This is a genomic window from Cupriavidus sp. GW823-FHT07B10 (assembly GCF_058794355.1).
The window spans coordinates 181,617-195,691 of sequence record NZ_JBXAGS010000003.1; the positions used below are offsets into that span (position 1 = coordinate 181,617).

At 67.9% G+C, this 14,075-nt stretch carries 14 protein-coding genes; 5 read left to right on the forward strand and 9 right to left on the reverse strand.

The features are described from left to right. Positions 1-15 precede the first annotated feature (15 nt). Positions 16-561: a GNAT family N-acetyltransferase gene (locus AC1Q6V_RS08615; protein WP_011616422.1), complete on the reverse strand. Its 546-nt coding sequence runs from the start codon at positions 559-561 to the stop codon at positions 16-18. A 220-nt stretch (positions 562-781) separates the two neighbouring features. Here AC1Q6V_RS08615 and AC1Q6V_RS08620 point away from each other — a divergent pair, with 220 nt between their 5' ends. Further along, positions 782-1,018, forward strand: coding sequence for a hypothetical protein (locus AC1Q6V_RS08620; RefSeq protein ID WP_010809850.1), 237 nt, complete (start codon positions 782-784; stop codon positions 1,016-1,018). A gap of 68 nt (positions 1,019-1,086) precedes the next feature. Here the strand turns inward: AC1Q6V_RS08620 and AC1Q6V_RS08625 are convergent, their stop codons facing one another. The 4 genes from AC1Q6V_RS08625 to AC1Q6V_RS08640 all read right to left on the reverse strand — a co-directional run bounded on the left by AC1Q6V_RS08625 (position 1,087) and on the right by AC1Q6V_RS08640 (position 5,420). Next, positions 1,087-2,262, reverse strand: a complete 1,176-nt coding sequence (locus AC1Q6V_RS08625) for an L-rhamnonate dehydratase (RefSeq protein WP_010809849.1) — start codon at positions 2,260-2,262, stop codon at positions 1,087-1,089. A 90-nt stretch (positions 2,263-2,352) separates the two neighbouring features. After that, positions 2,353-3,369 (reverse strand): 4-hydroxythreonine-4-phosphate dehydrogenase PdxA, encoded by a 1,017-nt coding sequence (locus AC1Q6V_RS08630; RefSeq protein WP_037024331.1) that lies wholly within the window; start codon positions 3,367-3,369, stop codon positions 2,353-2,355. Positions 3,370-3,385: 16 nt separating this feature from the next. After that, entirely contained in the window at positions 3,386-4,354 is a 969-nt protein-coding gene (locus AC1Q6V_RS08635; RefSeq protein ID WP_010809847.1) for a Bug family tripartite tricarboxylate transporter substrate binding protein, read from the reverse strand. Between the two features lie 109 nt (positions 4,355-4,463). Then, positions 4,464-5,420, reverse strand: coding sequence for a LysR substrate-binding domain-containing protein (locus tag AC1Q6V_RS08640; RefSeq protein ID WP_010809846.1), 957 nt, complete (start codon positions 5,418-5,420; stop codon positions 4,464-4,466). Positions 5,421-5,533: 113 nt separating this feature from the next. Here AC1Q6V_RS08640 and AC1Q6V_RS08645 point away from each other — a divergent pair, with 113 nt between their 5' ends. After that, positions 5,534-6,466 (forward strand): dihydrodipicolinate synthase family protein, encoded by a 933-nt coding sequence (locus tag AC1Q6V_RS08645; RefSeq protein ID WP_010809845.1) that lies wholly within the window; start codon positions 5,534-5,536, stop codon positions 6,464-6,466. A 20-nt stretch (positions 6,467-6,486) separates the two neighbouring features. Continuing rightward, complete coding sequence (locus tag AC1Q6V_RS08650) at positions 6,487-8,070, forward strand: aldehyde dehydrogenase (NADP(+)) (protein ID WP_454750015.1); 1,584 nt, start codon at positions 6,487-6,489, stop codon at positions 8,068-8,070. Between the two features lie 3 nt (positions 8,071-8,073). Here AC1Q6V_RS08650 and AC1Q6V_RS08655 read toward each other — a convergent pair whose 3' ends face one another. After that, positions 8,074-9,000, reverse strand: coding sequence for a LysR family transcriptional regulator (locus AC1Q6V_RS08655; RefSeq protein ID WP_010809843.1), 927 nt, complete (start codon positions 8,998-9,000; stop codon positions 8,074-8,076). A gap of 125 nt (positions 9,001-9,125) precedes the next feature. Further along, positions 9,126-9,611, reverse strand: coding sequence for a SixA phosphatase family protein (locus tag AC1Q6V_RS08660; RefSeq protein ID WP_037024330.1), 486 nt, complete (start codon positions 9,609-9,611; stop codon positions 9,126-9,128). Positions 9,612-9,769: 158 nt separating this feature from the next. Here AC1Q6V_RS08660 and AC1Q6V_RS08665 point away from each other — a divergent pair, with 158 nt between their 5' ends. Together AC1Q6V_RS08665 and AC1Q6V_RS08670 are read left to right on the forward strand one after the other, a co-directional pair. Continuing rightward, positions 9,770-10,426 carry a dienelactone hydrolase family protein gene (locus AC1Q6V_RS08665; RefSeq protein WP_010809841.1) on the forward strand — a complete coding sequence of 219 codons (657 nt, stop codon included), beginning with the start codon at positions 9,770-9,772 and terminating at the stop codon, positions 10,424-10,426. Between the two features lie 111 nt (positions 10,427-10,537). Beyond that, on the forward strand, positions 10,538-11,602 hold the full coding sequence (locus AC1Q6V_RS08670; protein ID WP_454750014.1) for a phytoene/squalene synthase family protein: 1,065 nt from the start codon (positions 10,538-10,540) through the stop codon (positions 11,600-11,602). On the opposite strand, the gene AC1Q6V_RS08675 is transcribed toward AC1Q6V_RS08670, so the two are convergent. Beyond that, complete coding sequence (locus tag AC1Q6V_RS08675; protein ID WP_011616414.1) at positions 11,589-12,767, reverse strand: FIST signal transduction protein; 1,179 nt, start codon at positions 12,765-12,767, stop codon at positions 11,589-11,591. The two genes, AC1Q6V_RS08670 and AC1Q6V_RS08675, sit on opposite strands and share 14 nt — an antisense overlap. A gap of 152 nt (positions 12,768-12,919) precedes the next feature. Beyond that, complete coding sequence (locus tag AC1Q6V_RS08680) at positions 12,920-13,906, reverse strand: Bug family tripartite tricarboxylate transporter substrate binding protein (RefSeq protein WP_454750013.1); 987 nt, start codon at positions 13,904-13,906, stop codon at positions 12,920-12,922. Positions 13,907-14,075: the final 169 nt, after the last annotated feature.

Here is a 14,075-nt window from a genome sequence, read left to right on the forward strand (position 1 = left end):
GACGCGCCGTCCTGGTCAGCCCAGGCGCCTGACCAGCGCCGCCACGTCCGGCCAGGTCACGCGGCGGACCATGACCCGCAGGTCCGGACCGTGGAAATCATCCTCGAACGCCTCGGATTCCTCGCCGCCCAGCCGCTGGTAGAACTCGCGCGCCTGCGTATTGGCTTCCAGCACATAGAGGAACAGCGGCCGCCCGGGCCAGTGCGCGGCCACGCGCTGCGCGCAGTGGGCCAGCAAGCGCTTGCCCAGGCCCTGGCCGTGGAAAGCCGGCAGCACGTGGAGGTTGTCGAGATAGATGCCGAAGCGGGGCTCCGCCTCGGGCAGCAGGCAGGCAAAGCCAGCGGCTTCGCCGTCGACCATGGCCAGCGTGACTTCCACGGGGCCGTCTGCGCCGTTGTGCATGCGGGCGCGCCAGGCGGCCAGCCGTTCCGGGTAGGCCTGGTCCCGCAAGTAAGCAGCCGGCAGCATGCCGGGATAGGTGTGCTGCCAGCTGGCGGCGTGCATGGCGGCGAGCCGGTCGGCATCGGCAGCCGTGGCGGGGATCAGCGCAAGATCGGGCATGATAGGCGGCGCGGCAGGCGGTCGGCGTCGGCGCAGCGCCGGCAAGGTGTCGGGAAGCGATCATTGTGCCGCCGCATGCCAAGGCTTGCAAAGCGTGGATGCAGGGATTGCAACCGGCGTGCCTTGCCTGCCTCCCGCGCCATCATGCAACACTCCCGGCGCCGGGAACGAAGGTTGCGGGATCCTGCAAAATTGCCTGCCGCAACGAAGAGGAAGCCTTATGTATATGGTCTACTGGTCCGAAGCCGACGGCACCGGGCTCAGCCCCCACGCGCAGTCATTCCCAAGCGATGCGATGCGTGAGGCCCTGCACTTTACCGAGGCGCTGCGCCAGCGCCAGCACGCGGGCGAGCCGGTGAGCTTTGTCACGCTGTGCTCGGAGAATCCCAACGCCGTGGGCCGGGCCGGCGCGGCCGACCCGCCACCGGACTATGAGTGGAAGAAGAGGCGGCCTTGAAGCGGCAGCGCGCATTGTCGTGAAACATGGCGCGCTGCCCGGCCGGGCAGAACCCGGCAACTGGCCCGTCAGCCGATGATGTCGAACTGGCTGAAGTACTCCTCGTTCAGCTCCAGGCCCAGCCCCGGCAGGTTGTCGTCGAGCTGCAGGTAGCCGTTGTCCGGCGCCGGATCGCCCTTGAAGATGTAGTAGAACAACTCATTGCCCACCTCGACGTCGTGCACGGGGAAGTACTCCGACATCGGCGAAGCCGTCGAGGCCATGGTCAGGTGGTAGTTATGCATCTGCCCCGCGTGCGGGATCACCGGCACCGACCAGGCCTCCGCCATGGCGTTGATCTTCTGCGCCGCGGTGATGCCGCCGACGCGGTTGGTGTCGTACTGGATCACGTCCACCGCACGGCGCTCGAGCAGGTCCTTGAAGCCGTAAGAGGTGAATTCATGTTCACCGCCGGAGATCGGGAACGGGCTCGCCTTCTTCAGCTCGGCATAGCCCTCGATATCGTCGGCGATCACCGGCTCTTCCAGCCAGCGCGGGTTGAACTCGGCCAGGCGCGGCAGCATGCGGCGCGCGTACTCCAGGGTCCAGCCCATGTAGCACTCCAGCATGATGTCGACGCCGTCGCCGACCAGCTCGCGCAGCAGGCGCACCTGTTCGATGTTCTTCTGCATGCCGGCGGGGCCGTCCTTGGGGCCGTAGCCGAAGCGCATCTTCATCGCGGTGAAGCCCTGGTCGAGGTAGTGCTGCGCTTCTGCCAGAAACGCGTCGCGGTCGTCATTGTTGTAGAGCTTGGAGGCGTAGCACCAGATCTTTTCCTTGGTGCGCCCGCCCAGCAGCTTGAACACGGGCTTCCCAACCGCCTTGCCCATCAGGTCCCACAGCGCGATATCGACCGCCGAGATCGCCGCCATGCCGATGCCCTTGCGGCCCCAGGCATGGGTGCGGCGGTACATCTTCTGCCACAGGTACTCGTTGTCGAACGGGTCCTGGCCGATCACCACCGGCGCCAGGTACTGGTCGACGATCTCCTTGGCCACGCGCGGCGCCAGCGCGCAGTTGCCGATGCCGACCAGGCCGGTATCGGTTTCCACTTCAACCACCAGCCAGCCGTGGAAGCGGAACGAGCCCATAGCGTCGCCGCGCTCGAACAGGATGTCGGTGGCGTTGGTGCAGAAATGCGCCTGCGGCGGCACGGTCTTGCCCTTCCATTCAAAGACACGGGCGCGGACGTTGGTGATCTTCATGTTCAGCTCCTGATGGCGATGCGTTGGCGCGAACGCTCCCCGGCCGCGCCGGGGGCGGTCTTGCTGGATTCGGTGTGGTGAAGGTGGTGGCTAGGCTGTGGCGCGCCGTTGCGCGCCCATGCGGCAGGCGATCTGGAATGCCTGCAGCGTGGCGCCCGGATCGGCGCGGCCCTGCTGCGTGATGTCGAACGCGGTGCCATGCGCGGGCGTGGTGATCGGCACCGGCAGCCCGCCCTGCACCGTCACGCCGCGCGAGAAGCCCATCAGCTTGATGCCGATCTGGCCCTGGTCGTGGTACATGGTGACGATAGCATCGAACTGCCGCTGCGACGGCCCGCCCTGCACCTTCAGGAAGATGGTGTCGGCCGGGAACGGACCGTCTGCCGCCACGCCGCGCTCACGCGCCGCGGCCACGGCCGGGGCGATCACGTCAATCTCCTCGCGGCCGAAGGCGCCGTTGTCGCCGTTGTGCGGGTTCAGGCCGCACACCGCGATGCGCGGGCGCGCCATGCCGGCGCGGCGCAGGGCCTGGTCAATCAGGTCGATGGCGCCGCCCACGCGTTCCTGCGTGATCATCGCCGGCACGTCCTTGAGCGCCACGTGCGAGGTCACGCGCGAGGTCCACAGCCCGTCCAGGACATTGAACTCGCAGAAGTTGCCGTGGCAGCCAAGCTGCTCGGCAAACCAGTGCAGCTCATCGCTGTGCGCCATGCCGGCGGCGTGCAGCGAGCTCTTGTTGAGCGGCCCGAACAGGATCGCGTCGGCCTGGCCCGCTTGCGCCAGCTGCAGTGCCAGCGCCAGCGTGCCCAGGCTGTAGCGCCCGCCCTCGGCACTGGCTTGGCCGCGCGCATACGCCGGGCGCTCCGGCAGCTGCCAGTGGTACAGGCGCGGCTTGCCATCATCGGCAAAGGCGGGCGCATCGGTCTCGGCCAGCGCCAGCTCGACGCCTGCGATCCGCATGCCGTGGCGCCATTCGTCGCGGTCGGCGATCAGCAGGATCTCGGCCTGCGCGGCGGTCGCGGGGTCGGCCAGCAGCCTGGCGATCAGTTCGGGGCCGATGCCGGCGGGGTCGCCCAGCACCATGGCGATTCTTGGACGGGAATTCATTGGACTTCCGGGGTTGTTATTGGTCGAGCTTGACGCCCAGTTCAGCGATCAGCTTGCCATAGCGCACATACTCGGCACGCGAGAAGGCATCGAACTGCGCCGCGGTCAGCGCGCCGGGCACCGCGCCCACATCGGCCAGCCGGCGCACGGTGTCAGGGTCCCTGATCACCGTGGCCAGCGCGCTGCCCAGCTTCTGCAGTGTCGCGGGCGGCGTGCCGGCCGGCGCATAGACACCGTACCATGCACTCATCTGGATGCCGGGCACGCCCGCTTCAGCCAGCGTGGGCACGTTGGGCAGCAGCGCCGAGCGCTGGTCCGCGGTGACCGCCAGCGCGCGCAGCTTGCCGGCCTTGATATGGCTGATGACCGACGGCATGGTCTCGAAGCTCATGTCCACCTGCCCGCCCATCAGGTCCACCAGCGCGCTGCTGCTGCTCTTGTACGGCACGTGCAGCAGCTTGCCCTTGATCTGCCGCGCGAAGGACGCGCCGGCCAGGTGCTGGGTGCTGCCGACCCCGGACGAGCTGTAGCGGAACTTGTCCGGGTTGGCCTGGATCTGCGCCACCAGCGCCTTGACGTCGCGTGCCGGCACCTGGTTGTTGACCACCAGCACATTGGGCACCGACGACACCAGCGCCACCGGCGCCAGGTCCTTGAGCGGATCGAACTGCAGCTTGAGCAGGTGCGGCGCGATCGCTTGCGAGGTCACCACGCCCATCAGCAGCGTATTGCCGTCCGGCGCCGCCTTGGCGGTCAAATCCGCGGCAATGGTGTTGGACGCGCCGGGGCGGTTGTCGACCACGACTGGCTGCTTCAGCTGCGCGGCGAGCTTGTCGGAGACGATGCGCGCCATCACGTCGGTGCCGCCGCCGGGCGCTGCACCCACCATCAGCCGCACCGGCCGTGTGTCCTGCGCCCAGGCATTGCCCGTTACTGCCGCCACCGTGGCCAGGCCGGCGAGTGCGCCGGCGATCCATGTCTTCATTGCTGTCTCCGTCATTTTGCTGTCCGGCTCTGCGGCGCGGATGGGCAGACTATAGGAGCATCAGTGATTCGCCACTACTGATGTTTTTTGAACTGGCGATCACCTGGCGTTATACCTCGGCAGCCGCCTGCTGCGCAGTGCGCGGCAATGCCTTCAGGATCGCGACCAGCTGTCGCGCCGCCGCGGACAAGGTGCCGCCGCGCCGCGTCACGATGCCAAAAGTCTGCTGCCGCGACTGCAGCCGCACGGGCAGGATGCGCAGCATCTTCTGGCGCACGAACATCGCCGCCACGCCGGTCGGCAGCAGCGACACCAGCCCGGGGTCGCCCTGCAGCATGGCCACCGTGACGAAGGCCGACGAGGTCGAGATCGCATTGGCGGGAAAGCTCATGCCGGCCAGGTCCAGCTCGCGCTGCAGCAGCGCGTGCATCGGCATATGGCCTGCATAGGTGATCCAGCGATAACCTGCGAGGTCGGCAAACCCCATCGCGCGCGCGCGCGGTGCCGGATGCGCATGGCCCACCACGACCGCGACCTGCTCATCGCCCAGCGGGTGGTAGTGGTAGCGGGCCGGTTCATCGCTGACCAGCGAGCGGCCGATCACCAGGTCGAGGTGGCCGTCGTCGAGCAGCCCCAGCAGGCGCAGGCTGGTGTCCTCGATGATCTCCAGCGCCAGCTCCGGCTGCGCCTGGCGCAGCCGCGCCAGCGCCGGCACCAGCACCTCCGGCACCGCCCCCATGATCACGCCGATGGCCACGCGCCCGCCGCTGCCCGCGCGGATGCCCGCTACCTCCTCGCACATGGCGCCCAGGTCGGCCACCAGCTGGCGTGCGTGCCGGATTACGCAATGGCCGAAGGCATTGGGACGCATGCCGCGCCTGGAGCGCTCGAACAGCGGCGCTTCCAGCATGCCTTCCAGCTCCTGCAGCGACTTGCTGGCCGCCGACTGGGTCATCGCCATCGCCGCGGCGGCCTGGTGCAGGGAGGAATGCTCGTCCAGCGCGATCAGCAGTTGCAGCTGCTTCATGCGCAACCGGCCGGTCAGGGCGTCGAGGGTGGATTTCATGAAGGAATCTGTGAGTCGCAAAAGCGATCACCAGATGGAAAGGTTTCAATATACAGCCCGGATGGCGGCTCGTATATTGGCCCGATCCAATTCACAAGCAGCCGGAGGAGACCATGACCCGCACCCCATCCCCCACCGTCTACCGCGGCGTATTCCCGGTAGCGCCCACCGTCTTCGACGCGCAGGGCGGCCTCGACCTCGACGGCCAGCGCCGCTGCATCGACTTCATGATCGATGCGGGTTCGCACGGCATCTGCATCCTGGCCAACTTCTCCGAGCAGTTCGTGCTGAGCGACGACGAGCGCAACGTGCTGATGAAGACCGTGCTGGAACACGTGGACGGCCGCGTGCCGGTAATCGTCACCACCACGCATTTCAGCTCGCGCCTGTGCGCCGAGCGCAGCCGCGCGGCGCAGGATGCGGGCGCGGCCATGGTGATGGTGATGCCGCCTTACCACGGCGCCACCATCCGCGTGCCCGAGCGCAGCATTTACGAGTTCTTCGCCACGGTCTCGGATGCCATCGACATTCCCATCATGATCCAGGACGCGCCGGTCAGCGGCACCACCCTGAGCGCGCCGTTCCTGGCGCGCATGGCGCGCGAGATCGGCAATGTGTCGTACTTCAAGATCGAAGTGCCGCAGGCCGCGGCCAAGCTGCGCGAACTGATCGAACTGGGCGGCGACGCCATCGTCGGCCCCTGGGACGGCGAAGAGGCCATCACGCTGATGGCCGACCTGGAAGCGGGCGCCACCGGCGCCATGACCGGCGCGGGCTTCCCCGACGGCATCCGCCAGATCCTCGATGCGTGGCAGGCCGGCGACGCCGAACTGGCCGCGCAGCGCTACCAGCAATGGCTGCCGCTGATCAACTATGAAAACCGGCAAGGCTGGCTGGCCACCAGCAAGGTACTGATGCAGGCAGGCGGCGTGATCGCATCGGACGCGGTGCGTCATCCGCTGCAGCCGATGCACCCGGCCACCCGCGAAGGGCTGCTGAAGATTGCGCGCCGGCTCGATCCGCTGGTGCTGCGCTGGGCCCGCTGATCTCATCGAAAGGACAAGGCATGACAATTTCAGGCGAACTCCTGATCGGCCGCCGCGCGGAACGCGGCGGCAACGGCACCATCCACGCCATCGACGCTGCCACCGGAGCCGCCCTCGAACCGGCATTCGGCGGCGCCACGCCCGCGCAGCTCGACCAGGCCTGCGCGCTGGCATGGCAGGCATTCGACGCCTACCGCGAGACCACGCCCGAGCGGCGCGCCGATTTCCTCGAAGCCATCGCCGCCAACATCCTGGCGCTGGGCAATACCCTGATCGACCGCTGCACCACCGAATCCGGCCTGCCGCGCGCGCGCATCGAAGGCGAGCGCGGCCGCACCGTGGGGCAGTTGCGCATGTTCGCAAGCCTGCTGCGCCAGGGCGACTTCCTTGAACTGCGCGTCGACCCCGCGCTACCTGAACGCAAGCCGCTGCCGCGCGTCGACCTGCGCCTGCGCCATATCGCGCTGGGGCCGGTAGCAGTATTCGGCGCCAGCAACTTCCCGCTGGCATTCTCGGTGGCCGGCGGCGATACCGCCTCGGCCCTGGCCGCGGGCTGCCCGGTCGTCGTCAAGGCGCATCCGGCGCACCCGGGCACATCGGAGCTGGTCGGCCGCGCCATCCGCAAGGCCGTCGACGACATGGACCTGCCCGAAGGGACTTTCTCGCTGCTGTTCGATGCCGGGCTGGAGGTCGGCCAGGGGCTGGTGGCCGATCCGCGCATCAAGGCCGTCGGCTTCACTGGCTCACGCGCCGGCGGCATGGCGCTGATGGCGATCGCGGCGGCACGGTCAGAACCGGTCCCCGTGTTTGCCGAGATGAGCAGCATCAACCCGGTGCTGCTGTTCCCGCACGCACTGGCCAATCGCGCCGAAGCCATCGGCACGGCGTTCGCGGATTCGCTGACGCTGGGCTCCGGGCAGTTCTGCACCAACCCCGGCCTGGTGCTGGCGGTTGCGGGGGATGACCTGGAGCGCTTCCTGCAGGCCGCGGCTGCGCGGCTGGGGGCGCTGCCGGCTGCGACCATGCTGACGCCCGGCATCCATCGTGCCTATTGCGCCGGCGTCGATACGCTCGCCAGCCATGCGCAAGTGCAGACCGTTGCGCGCGGCGCGGCGGGATCGGCTGCGCAGGGACAGGCCGCGCTGTTCGCCACCGACGCCGATGTCTTCCTGGCCAACGAAGCGCTGCGCCACGAAGTCTTCGGCGCCGCCTCGCTGGTGGTGCGCTGCCGCGACCTCACCGAGATGCGGCGCGTCATCGACGCGCTGGAGGGGCAGCTGACCGCCGCGCTCCATATCGAGGATGCCGACCACGACGCCGCCCGCACCTTCCTGCCAGCGCTGGAACGCCTGGCGGGACGCATCCTGGTCAATGGCTTCGGCACGGGCGTGGAGGTCGGACATGCGATGGTGCATGGCGGGCCGTGGCCGGCGACGTCCGACGGCCGCAGCACCTCGGTCGGCAGCCTGGCCATCGCGCGCTTCCTGCGCCCGGTCAGCTACCAGGACATGCCGCCCGGCCTGCTGCCCGCGTCGCTGCGCCCGGACAGCCCGCAACGCCACGCGTGGCGCCTCGACGGCAAGCTGCAGGGGATGCCCGGCTGAGGCTCACCTCGACAATGCCCGCAACGCATCGATCAGCAGGCTCATCGATGCCGTCGGCGGGCGGCCCCGCCGCGTGACGATGCCATAGGGCCCCAGCTTGCGCGGCAGGGGCAGCGGCAATACCGCCAGCGCGCCAAGCCTGCCGTAGTAGGCGGCGACCGACTCCGGCAGCACCGCGATCAGTTCGCTGTCCGCCAGCAACGACGTGGTCATCAGCACCGCCGCGGTCTCGATGGTCGACGGCGGCGCCGGCACGCCGGCATCCTCGAACGAGCGGTCGATCAGCGCGCGCATCGGGCTGGGGCGCGGCTGCATGATCCACGGGTAGCCCGTCAGTTCCTCGAACGACAGCTTGCGGCGCCGCGCCAGCGGGTGCTGCGGCCCGACCACGATGGCCAGGCCCTCGTCGCCCAGTTGCTCGAAGTCCAGCCCGCTGCTGTCCCAGCCATCCGGCACGCGCCCCAGCACGATATCGAGCTGGTCGCGCTCAAGCTGCGGCATCAGCACATCGCTGGTCTCCACGTGCACCGCCACCTCCAGCCGCGGATGATCGCGATTGAGCTGCCGGATCACGTCGGCAAGCAGCCCCGGTGTAGGCGCCATCACCGCCCCGACCCGCACGCGTCCGATCTTGCCGGACTCCAGCGCCACCAGTTCATCGCGCAGCCCGCCCATGTCGGCAAACACCAGCCGGGCATAGCGCGTGGCCGCCAGACCGAAGCGCGTGGGCCGCAGCCCGCGCGCATGGCGCTCGAACAGCGGCACGCCGAGCAGGTCCTCCATGTCCTGCAGCATCTTGCTGACCGCGGGCTGCGTCAGCGTCAGCGCCTCGGCGGCCTGGCGCAGCGAACCGCGCTCCTCCACCGCCAGCAGCAGGCGCAGGTGCTGCATTTTCAGGCGGCCGTGGAGGGTGCTGACGGGTGGGATCATGGGTGGGACCAAGCATAGAGAAGCGTGAGGGCAGGCTTTCGCCTGCGATCACAAATTCTTATCGCTTCGCCCCGTATGGTCAAGCCGGATATATCACTGCCACGCCGAAGGCGGCCGGCATCGGATTACTTCTTCGGCGATTCCAGCGTGACTTTCGACGGGGTGATTTCGCCGACATCCTCCCACGCCTTGGTGTCGAAGCTGAATCTGGCGACGGCGCAGGTCGGCATGTCGGTAATCTCGTCCGACAAGCGATGCGCGAAGTCGGTGAACTCGGGGTTGTGACCGAACAGCATCACGCAATCGAGCTTCTTGTCGAGCGCACGAACGACGGCCAGCAACTGCTCCGCGCTGGTGGCGTACAGCTGGTCATCGAGCGCGATGTCCTTGCGTGCATAGCCGAGCTCGTCGGCGATCAGTTGCGCTGTCGTCAGCGCACGCAGGGCCGGACTCGACAGGAGCAGGTCGGGCTTCAGCTTACGCTCGGCCAGGCGCTTGCCCATTTCCGGGGCGTCTTGCAGGCCACGGTCATTCAGGGGGCGCTCACGGTCGGGCAAGGAGGGATCATCTTTACTTGACTTGGCATGCCGGACGAGAAACAGGGTCTTCATGTTTCCTCCTGATCCAAAGGGATGGTTGTCGATTGCGTGCGCCAGGAGACCTGCACACGGCGACTGGCCCCGCCGCCACGCCCGCCCTATAGTGGACTTGGATGGGCGCGATTGCAACGCGATGCACGTCTACGCACCACCCGTCGGAGGACTGCGCCATGCCGAGCAATTCAGAAGCCATCGAGGTTGTGATCCCGGCCGGCGGCGTGGACCTGCAAGGCATACTCACGTTGCCGCCCGGCGCGGTCGCATTGGTATTGTTTGCGCACGGCACGGGCAGTTCCCGGCTTAGCCCGCGCAATCGATATGTGGCCGCGGAGCTCAATCGCTGCGGCATGGCAACGCTGCTGATGGACCTGCTGCTGCCGGATGAAGACCAGGTGCAGGCCATCCGCTTCGACGTCGAGCTCCTGGCGACAAGGCTGGCGCAGGCAACCAGCTGGGTGGCGCGGCAGCAAGCCGTGCCACAGCGGTTCGGCTACTTCGGCGCCAGCGTTGGTGGCGCCGCGTCGATCCGTGCCGCATGCCAGTCGTCTATCCCGATACACGCCGTCGTTTCGCGCGGGGGCCGGGTCGACCTGGCGGGCCCCGACGCCCTTGCGAAACTGCTTGCGCCCACCATGCTGATCATCGGCGGGCTGGACCTGAGCGTCCTGGAACGCAATGAATCGGCCTATGCCCAGCTGACATGCACCAAGAAGCTGGTGATCGTGCCCGGCGCCTCGCATTTGTTCGAGGAACCCGGCGCACTGGAATCGGTCGCTCGCCTGGCGGCGCAGTGGTTCGAGCGCTATCTCGGCAAGGACTCGCCCTGAACAGTGCCAGCAATCTGCCCCTGGCGTCGAAGGTACAATGCCCGGGCCCGGCCTGACGGCCACCCGGGCATTGTCACTTTCGCCAACCTCCCAGGGAACAGGACACCACCCATGCGCGAACCCAGCCGGGCGTTTCTCCTCGGTCCGCTGCTCAAAGGCGTCTCGCGTTCGTTCTATCTCACGCTGCGCGTGCTGCCCGAGCGGATGCGCGATCCGGTCGGCCTGGCCTATCTGCTGGCGCGTGCCGCCGACACGATTGCCGATACCTCGCTGATCCCGCCACAACGGCGCCTGGCGCTGCTGTTGTCGTTGCGCGACCAGGTCAACGGTGCAACCGCAGACACGGCGCTGGCCGACAGCATCGCAACCGAGGTGGCAGGCCGGCAGGAACAACAGTCGGACGAGCGCATCCTGCTCGAGTCACTGGGCCCTGCGCTGGCGGTGCTGGCGCAGCTGGAGCCGGACGACCGGCAAGCGGTACGGCAGATCGTATCGACCCTGAGCGAGGGCATGGAATTTGACCTGCGCACCTTCCCCGATGAAAACGCCGGCCGCATCGTCGCACTGCGCGAGCCGGAAGAGCTTGACCGTTATACGTACCTGGTCGCCGGATGCGTGGGCGAGTTCTGGACCAGCATGACCGCCGCGCACATGCCTGGCGCGATCGGCAAGCCCGACGCCATGCTGCGCCGCGGGGTCCGCTTCGGCAAAGCCTTGCAGATGACCAATGTGCTGCGGGACTGCGGCAAGGACCTGCGCATCGGCCGCTGCTATCTTCCGGCGACGATGCTGCACCAGCATGGCCTGAGCCCGCAGGATCTGCTGCTTGCGGACGCCTCGCCGCGCGCGCGGGCCTTGATGCTCGAGCTCGTGCGCAAGACGCTGGACCACTTTTGCGAGGCCATGGCGTACACGCTTGCCATTCACCCGCGTTTTATCCGGCTGCGGCTGGCTTGCCTGTGGCCCGTCCTTATCGGCATGGAAACGCTGTTGCTGCTGGTGCGCAACGACGACTGGCTGGACCCGGCAAAGGCATCCAGACTGCAGCGCGGCAAGGTGTATCGGATCATTGCGTATTCGCTGCCGATGGTCCTGTCGAACAGCCTGTTGCGCATCTGGTTTGCGCGCCAGATGCGCAACATCGATGCTGTCATTCGCGGATTCAATGGCCGGTGAATACCGTCAGCACCCCCGTATAGCCATAGAGGTGGTCCCTTGCGATCTCGCCGCCGGCAAAGAAGCCAGCCAGCGGCAGGTCGCCAAGCGCGCGGCGTACGGTCTGCAGCTCGGCATGCGGCGCGCCGAAATGCGGCCCGCCCCGGCCTGAGCAACTGATGTAGAGCGCGCCACGTGCGCGGCTGCCGCCGCGTTCGATCTCCGTACGGATCTCGGTGGCGACGCGCACCAGGTCCGCGCGCGCCGCGTCAGCATTGCGCATGCAGAAAGCCAGCCGCATGCCGGGCTCGACCATGTCGGCCAGCGCCAGCATGCGATGCTGCACGTCCAGGCCGATCAGGTGGCGCACCAGCGTGTCCGAGCCGAACCTGCCGGGCAGCACCGGGGCATCGTCGGCGGCTGAATTCAGGCCGGCCAGCGTTCCGGCCAGCGCCTCCGCCATGGTTTCCACCTGGGCATCGCGCTCGACGCCGAGGTCATTCAGGATGCAATCCAGGGCCGGCTTGCCGTCCAGCTCGAACAGGAGGTTGTGATTGCTGCGCGTGACGGCGCGCACCGGCCCGATCGGCTGGCAGCCCTGCGTGACGCGGGAGACCAGTTCGATTTCGGGGCCGAACAGCACGCCCGACAGTCCACCGGAAAACACGCCATCGGCAATATGCAAGGTACGGTTGCGGGCCGACGACAAGCCGCCGAACAGGTAACCGGTGGCCGTGCGCGCGCTCAGCTCATGCAACAGGTCCTGCACATCGGGCGTACTGCCCTCGGCATGCACCAGCGCGGTATGCGGAACGAAGCCGGAAGACGCGGGCGGCAAGGGCTGGCGCCCCGAAAACAGCTGGAACGCGTCGCGCGGAAACGGCGCCGCCATCAGCACCATGGCCGGCTCGTCGAAATACTCTTTGCCGCTGGCGGATACGCCCAGGCCGACCGTGCCAACCCAGGACACACCGGGCCAGTTCTGCTGCAGCGCGGCAAGGATGGCCTCGGCGGCCAGCGCGTAGTAGTCGCTCAGGTAGCACCAGCCGAGCGTGAGCGGCGGCGCGTTGTCTGCCTTCGCCTGGCGCAGGAAATCCTGCGTGTCCAGCTGGCGCTGGCAGTCTGCCAGCGCGACCTGCCATTCGACGTGGGCCGCGTCAGCGTGAACGAAGGAAAGGTCATGCATTTTGGGTTCCTCCGTATTCAGGCTGGCGACATCCATTGGACTGTTGCCGGCAAGGGGTGTTCAGCCCCCGTTCTGACAGCCGGTCGGCTGCCGCGGCCGCTCCCGCGCGATCTCCTCCTGTAACGCCAGCGCCGCCCTTGTGAGCGAGGCCGTTACTCCGCCTTCGCCCCCGATTCCCGCGCCACCTTGCCCCACTTGTCGGTCTCGGCGCGGATAAAGGCAGCAAGCTGCGTTGGCGTCATGTCACCAGCGGTCACGCCCTGCTCGTCAAACCGCTTCTGCACCTCCGGCGCCTTCAGCAGCTTGCCCAGCTCCGCCGAGACGCGCTGCTCGATCGCCGCGGGCGTGCCGCGCGGCGCCATCAGCGCGAACCATGTGGTGACTTCGTAGCCCCTGACGCCGCTCTCCGCCAGCGTCGGCACGCCGGGATAGGCGGCGGAACGCTTCGCGGTGGTGACCGCCAGCGCCCGGACCTTGCCGCTGCGCACGTGCTGCGACGCCGACGGGCTGGTTTCGATCGCCATCTGGATCTGGCCCGCGATCAGGTCGGTCATCATCGGCGCGCCGCCCTTATACGGCACATGCGCAATGTCGGTGCCGGTCAGCGCGCGGAACAGCTCGCCGGACAGGTGCTCGGTGCTGCCGATGCCGGCCGAGCCGTAGTTGACCTTGCCGGGATGCGCCTTGATATAGGCGACCAGGTCGGACACGGACTTCACCGGGATCGCAGGATTGACCACCAGCACATTGGGCGTCAGCGCCACCAGGCCCACCGGATCGAGGTCGCGCGTGAACTCGTAGGGCAGGCTCTTGTAGATGGCCGGCGCCATGGTGTGGGCGACGGTGGCCAGCAGGAAGGTGTAGCCGTCGGCCGGCGCGCGCGCCACGTTGGCCGCGCCGAGGGTGCCGCCGGCGCCGGGGCGGTTATCCACCACCACCGGCTGCTGCAGCGCCTCGCCCAGCTTCTGGCCGATGGTGCGGGCGAGGATGTCGGTGGTGCCGCCGCTGGCGAAGGGCACTACCAGGGTGATCGGCTTGGCCGGCCAGTTGTCCGCGGCGAACGCGGCGGGCGCGCCCAGCACAGCGGTACCGGCGAGGCCGGCCATCACGGCGCGGCGCATGCGCGAAACGGTTGTCATGCAGTCTCCTTTGCGGGAAGTCATGTTGTTATGGAATGGCGGCTGCGTAGTGTCGCTTCCGCCGGTTTCTGACCGGTGCGACTCTACGCAGCCGCTGGCAAGCGCGCCATCGGGCGGGCGTTAACGGGTCTTCAGGATTCGTGAACTGCGGCAGGTTTTCCGCTACCAT

Coding starts and splice junctions, on each gene's coding strand:
- AC1Q6V_RS08615 (WP_011616422.1), bottom strand. CDS start 561: ATGCCCGATCTTGCGCTGATCCCCGCCACGGCTGCCGATGCCGACCGG.
- AC1Q6V_RS08620 (WP_010809850.1), top strand. CDS start 782: ATGTATATGGTCTACTGGTCCGAAGCCGACGGCACCGGGCTCAGCCCC.
- AC1Q6V_RS08625 (WP_010809849.1), bottom strand. CDS start 2,262: ATGAAGATCACCAACGTCCGCGCCCGTGTCTTTGAATGGAAGGGCAAG.
- AC1Q6V_RS08630 (WP_037024331.1), bottom strand. CDS start 3,369: ATGAATTCCCGTCCAAGAATCGCCATGGTGCTGGGCGACCCCGCCGGC.
- AC1Q6V_RS08635 (WP_010809847.1), bottom strand. CDS start 4,354: ATGAAGACATGGATCGCCGGCGCACTCGCCGGCCTGGCCACGGTGGCG.
- AC1Q6V_RS08640 (WP_010809846.1), bottom strand. CDS start 5,420: ATGAAATCCACCCTCGACGCCCTGACCGGCCGGTTGCGCATGAAGCAG.
- AC1Q6V_RS08645 (WP_010809845.1), top strand. CDS start 5,534: ATGACCCGCACCCCATCCCCCACCGTCTACCGCGGCGTATTCCCGGTA.
- AC1Q6V_RS08650 (WP_454750015.1), top strand. CDS start 6,487: ATGACAATTTCAGGCGAACTCCTGATCGGCCGCCGCGCGGAACGCGGC.
- AC1Q6V_RS08655 (WP_010809843.1), bottom strand. CDS start 9,000: ATGATCCCACCCGTCAGCACCCTCCACGGCCGCCTGAAAATGCAGCAC.
- AC1Q6V_RS08660 (WP_037024330.1), bottom strand. CDS start 9,611: ATGAAGACCCTGTTTCTCGTCCGGCATGCCAAGTCAAGTAAAGATGAT.
- AC1Q6V_RS08665 (WP_010809841.1), top strand. CDS start 9,770: ATGCCGAGCAATTCAGAAGCCATCGAGGTTGTGATCCCGGCCGGCGGC.
- AC1Q6V_RS08670 (WP_454750014.1), top strand. CDS start 10,538: ATGCGCGAACCCAGCCGGGCGTTTCTCCTCGGTCCGCTGCTCAAAGGC.
- AC1Q6V_RS08675 (WP_011616414.1), bottom strand. CDS start 12,767: ATGCATGACCTTTCCTTCGTTCACGCTGACGCGGCCCACGTCGAATGG.
- AC1Q6V_RS08680 (WP_454750013.1), bottom strand. CDS start 13,906: ATGACAACCGTTTCGCGCATGCGCCGCGCCGTGATGGCCGGCCTCGCC.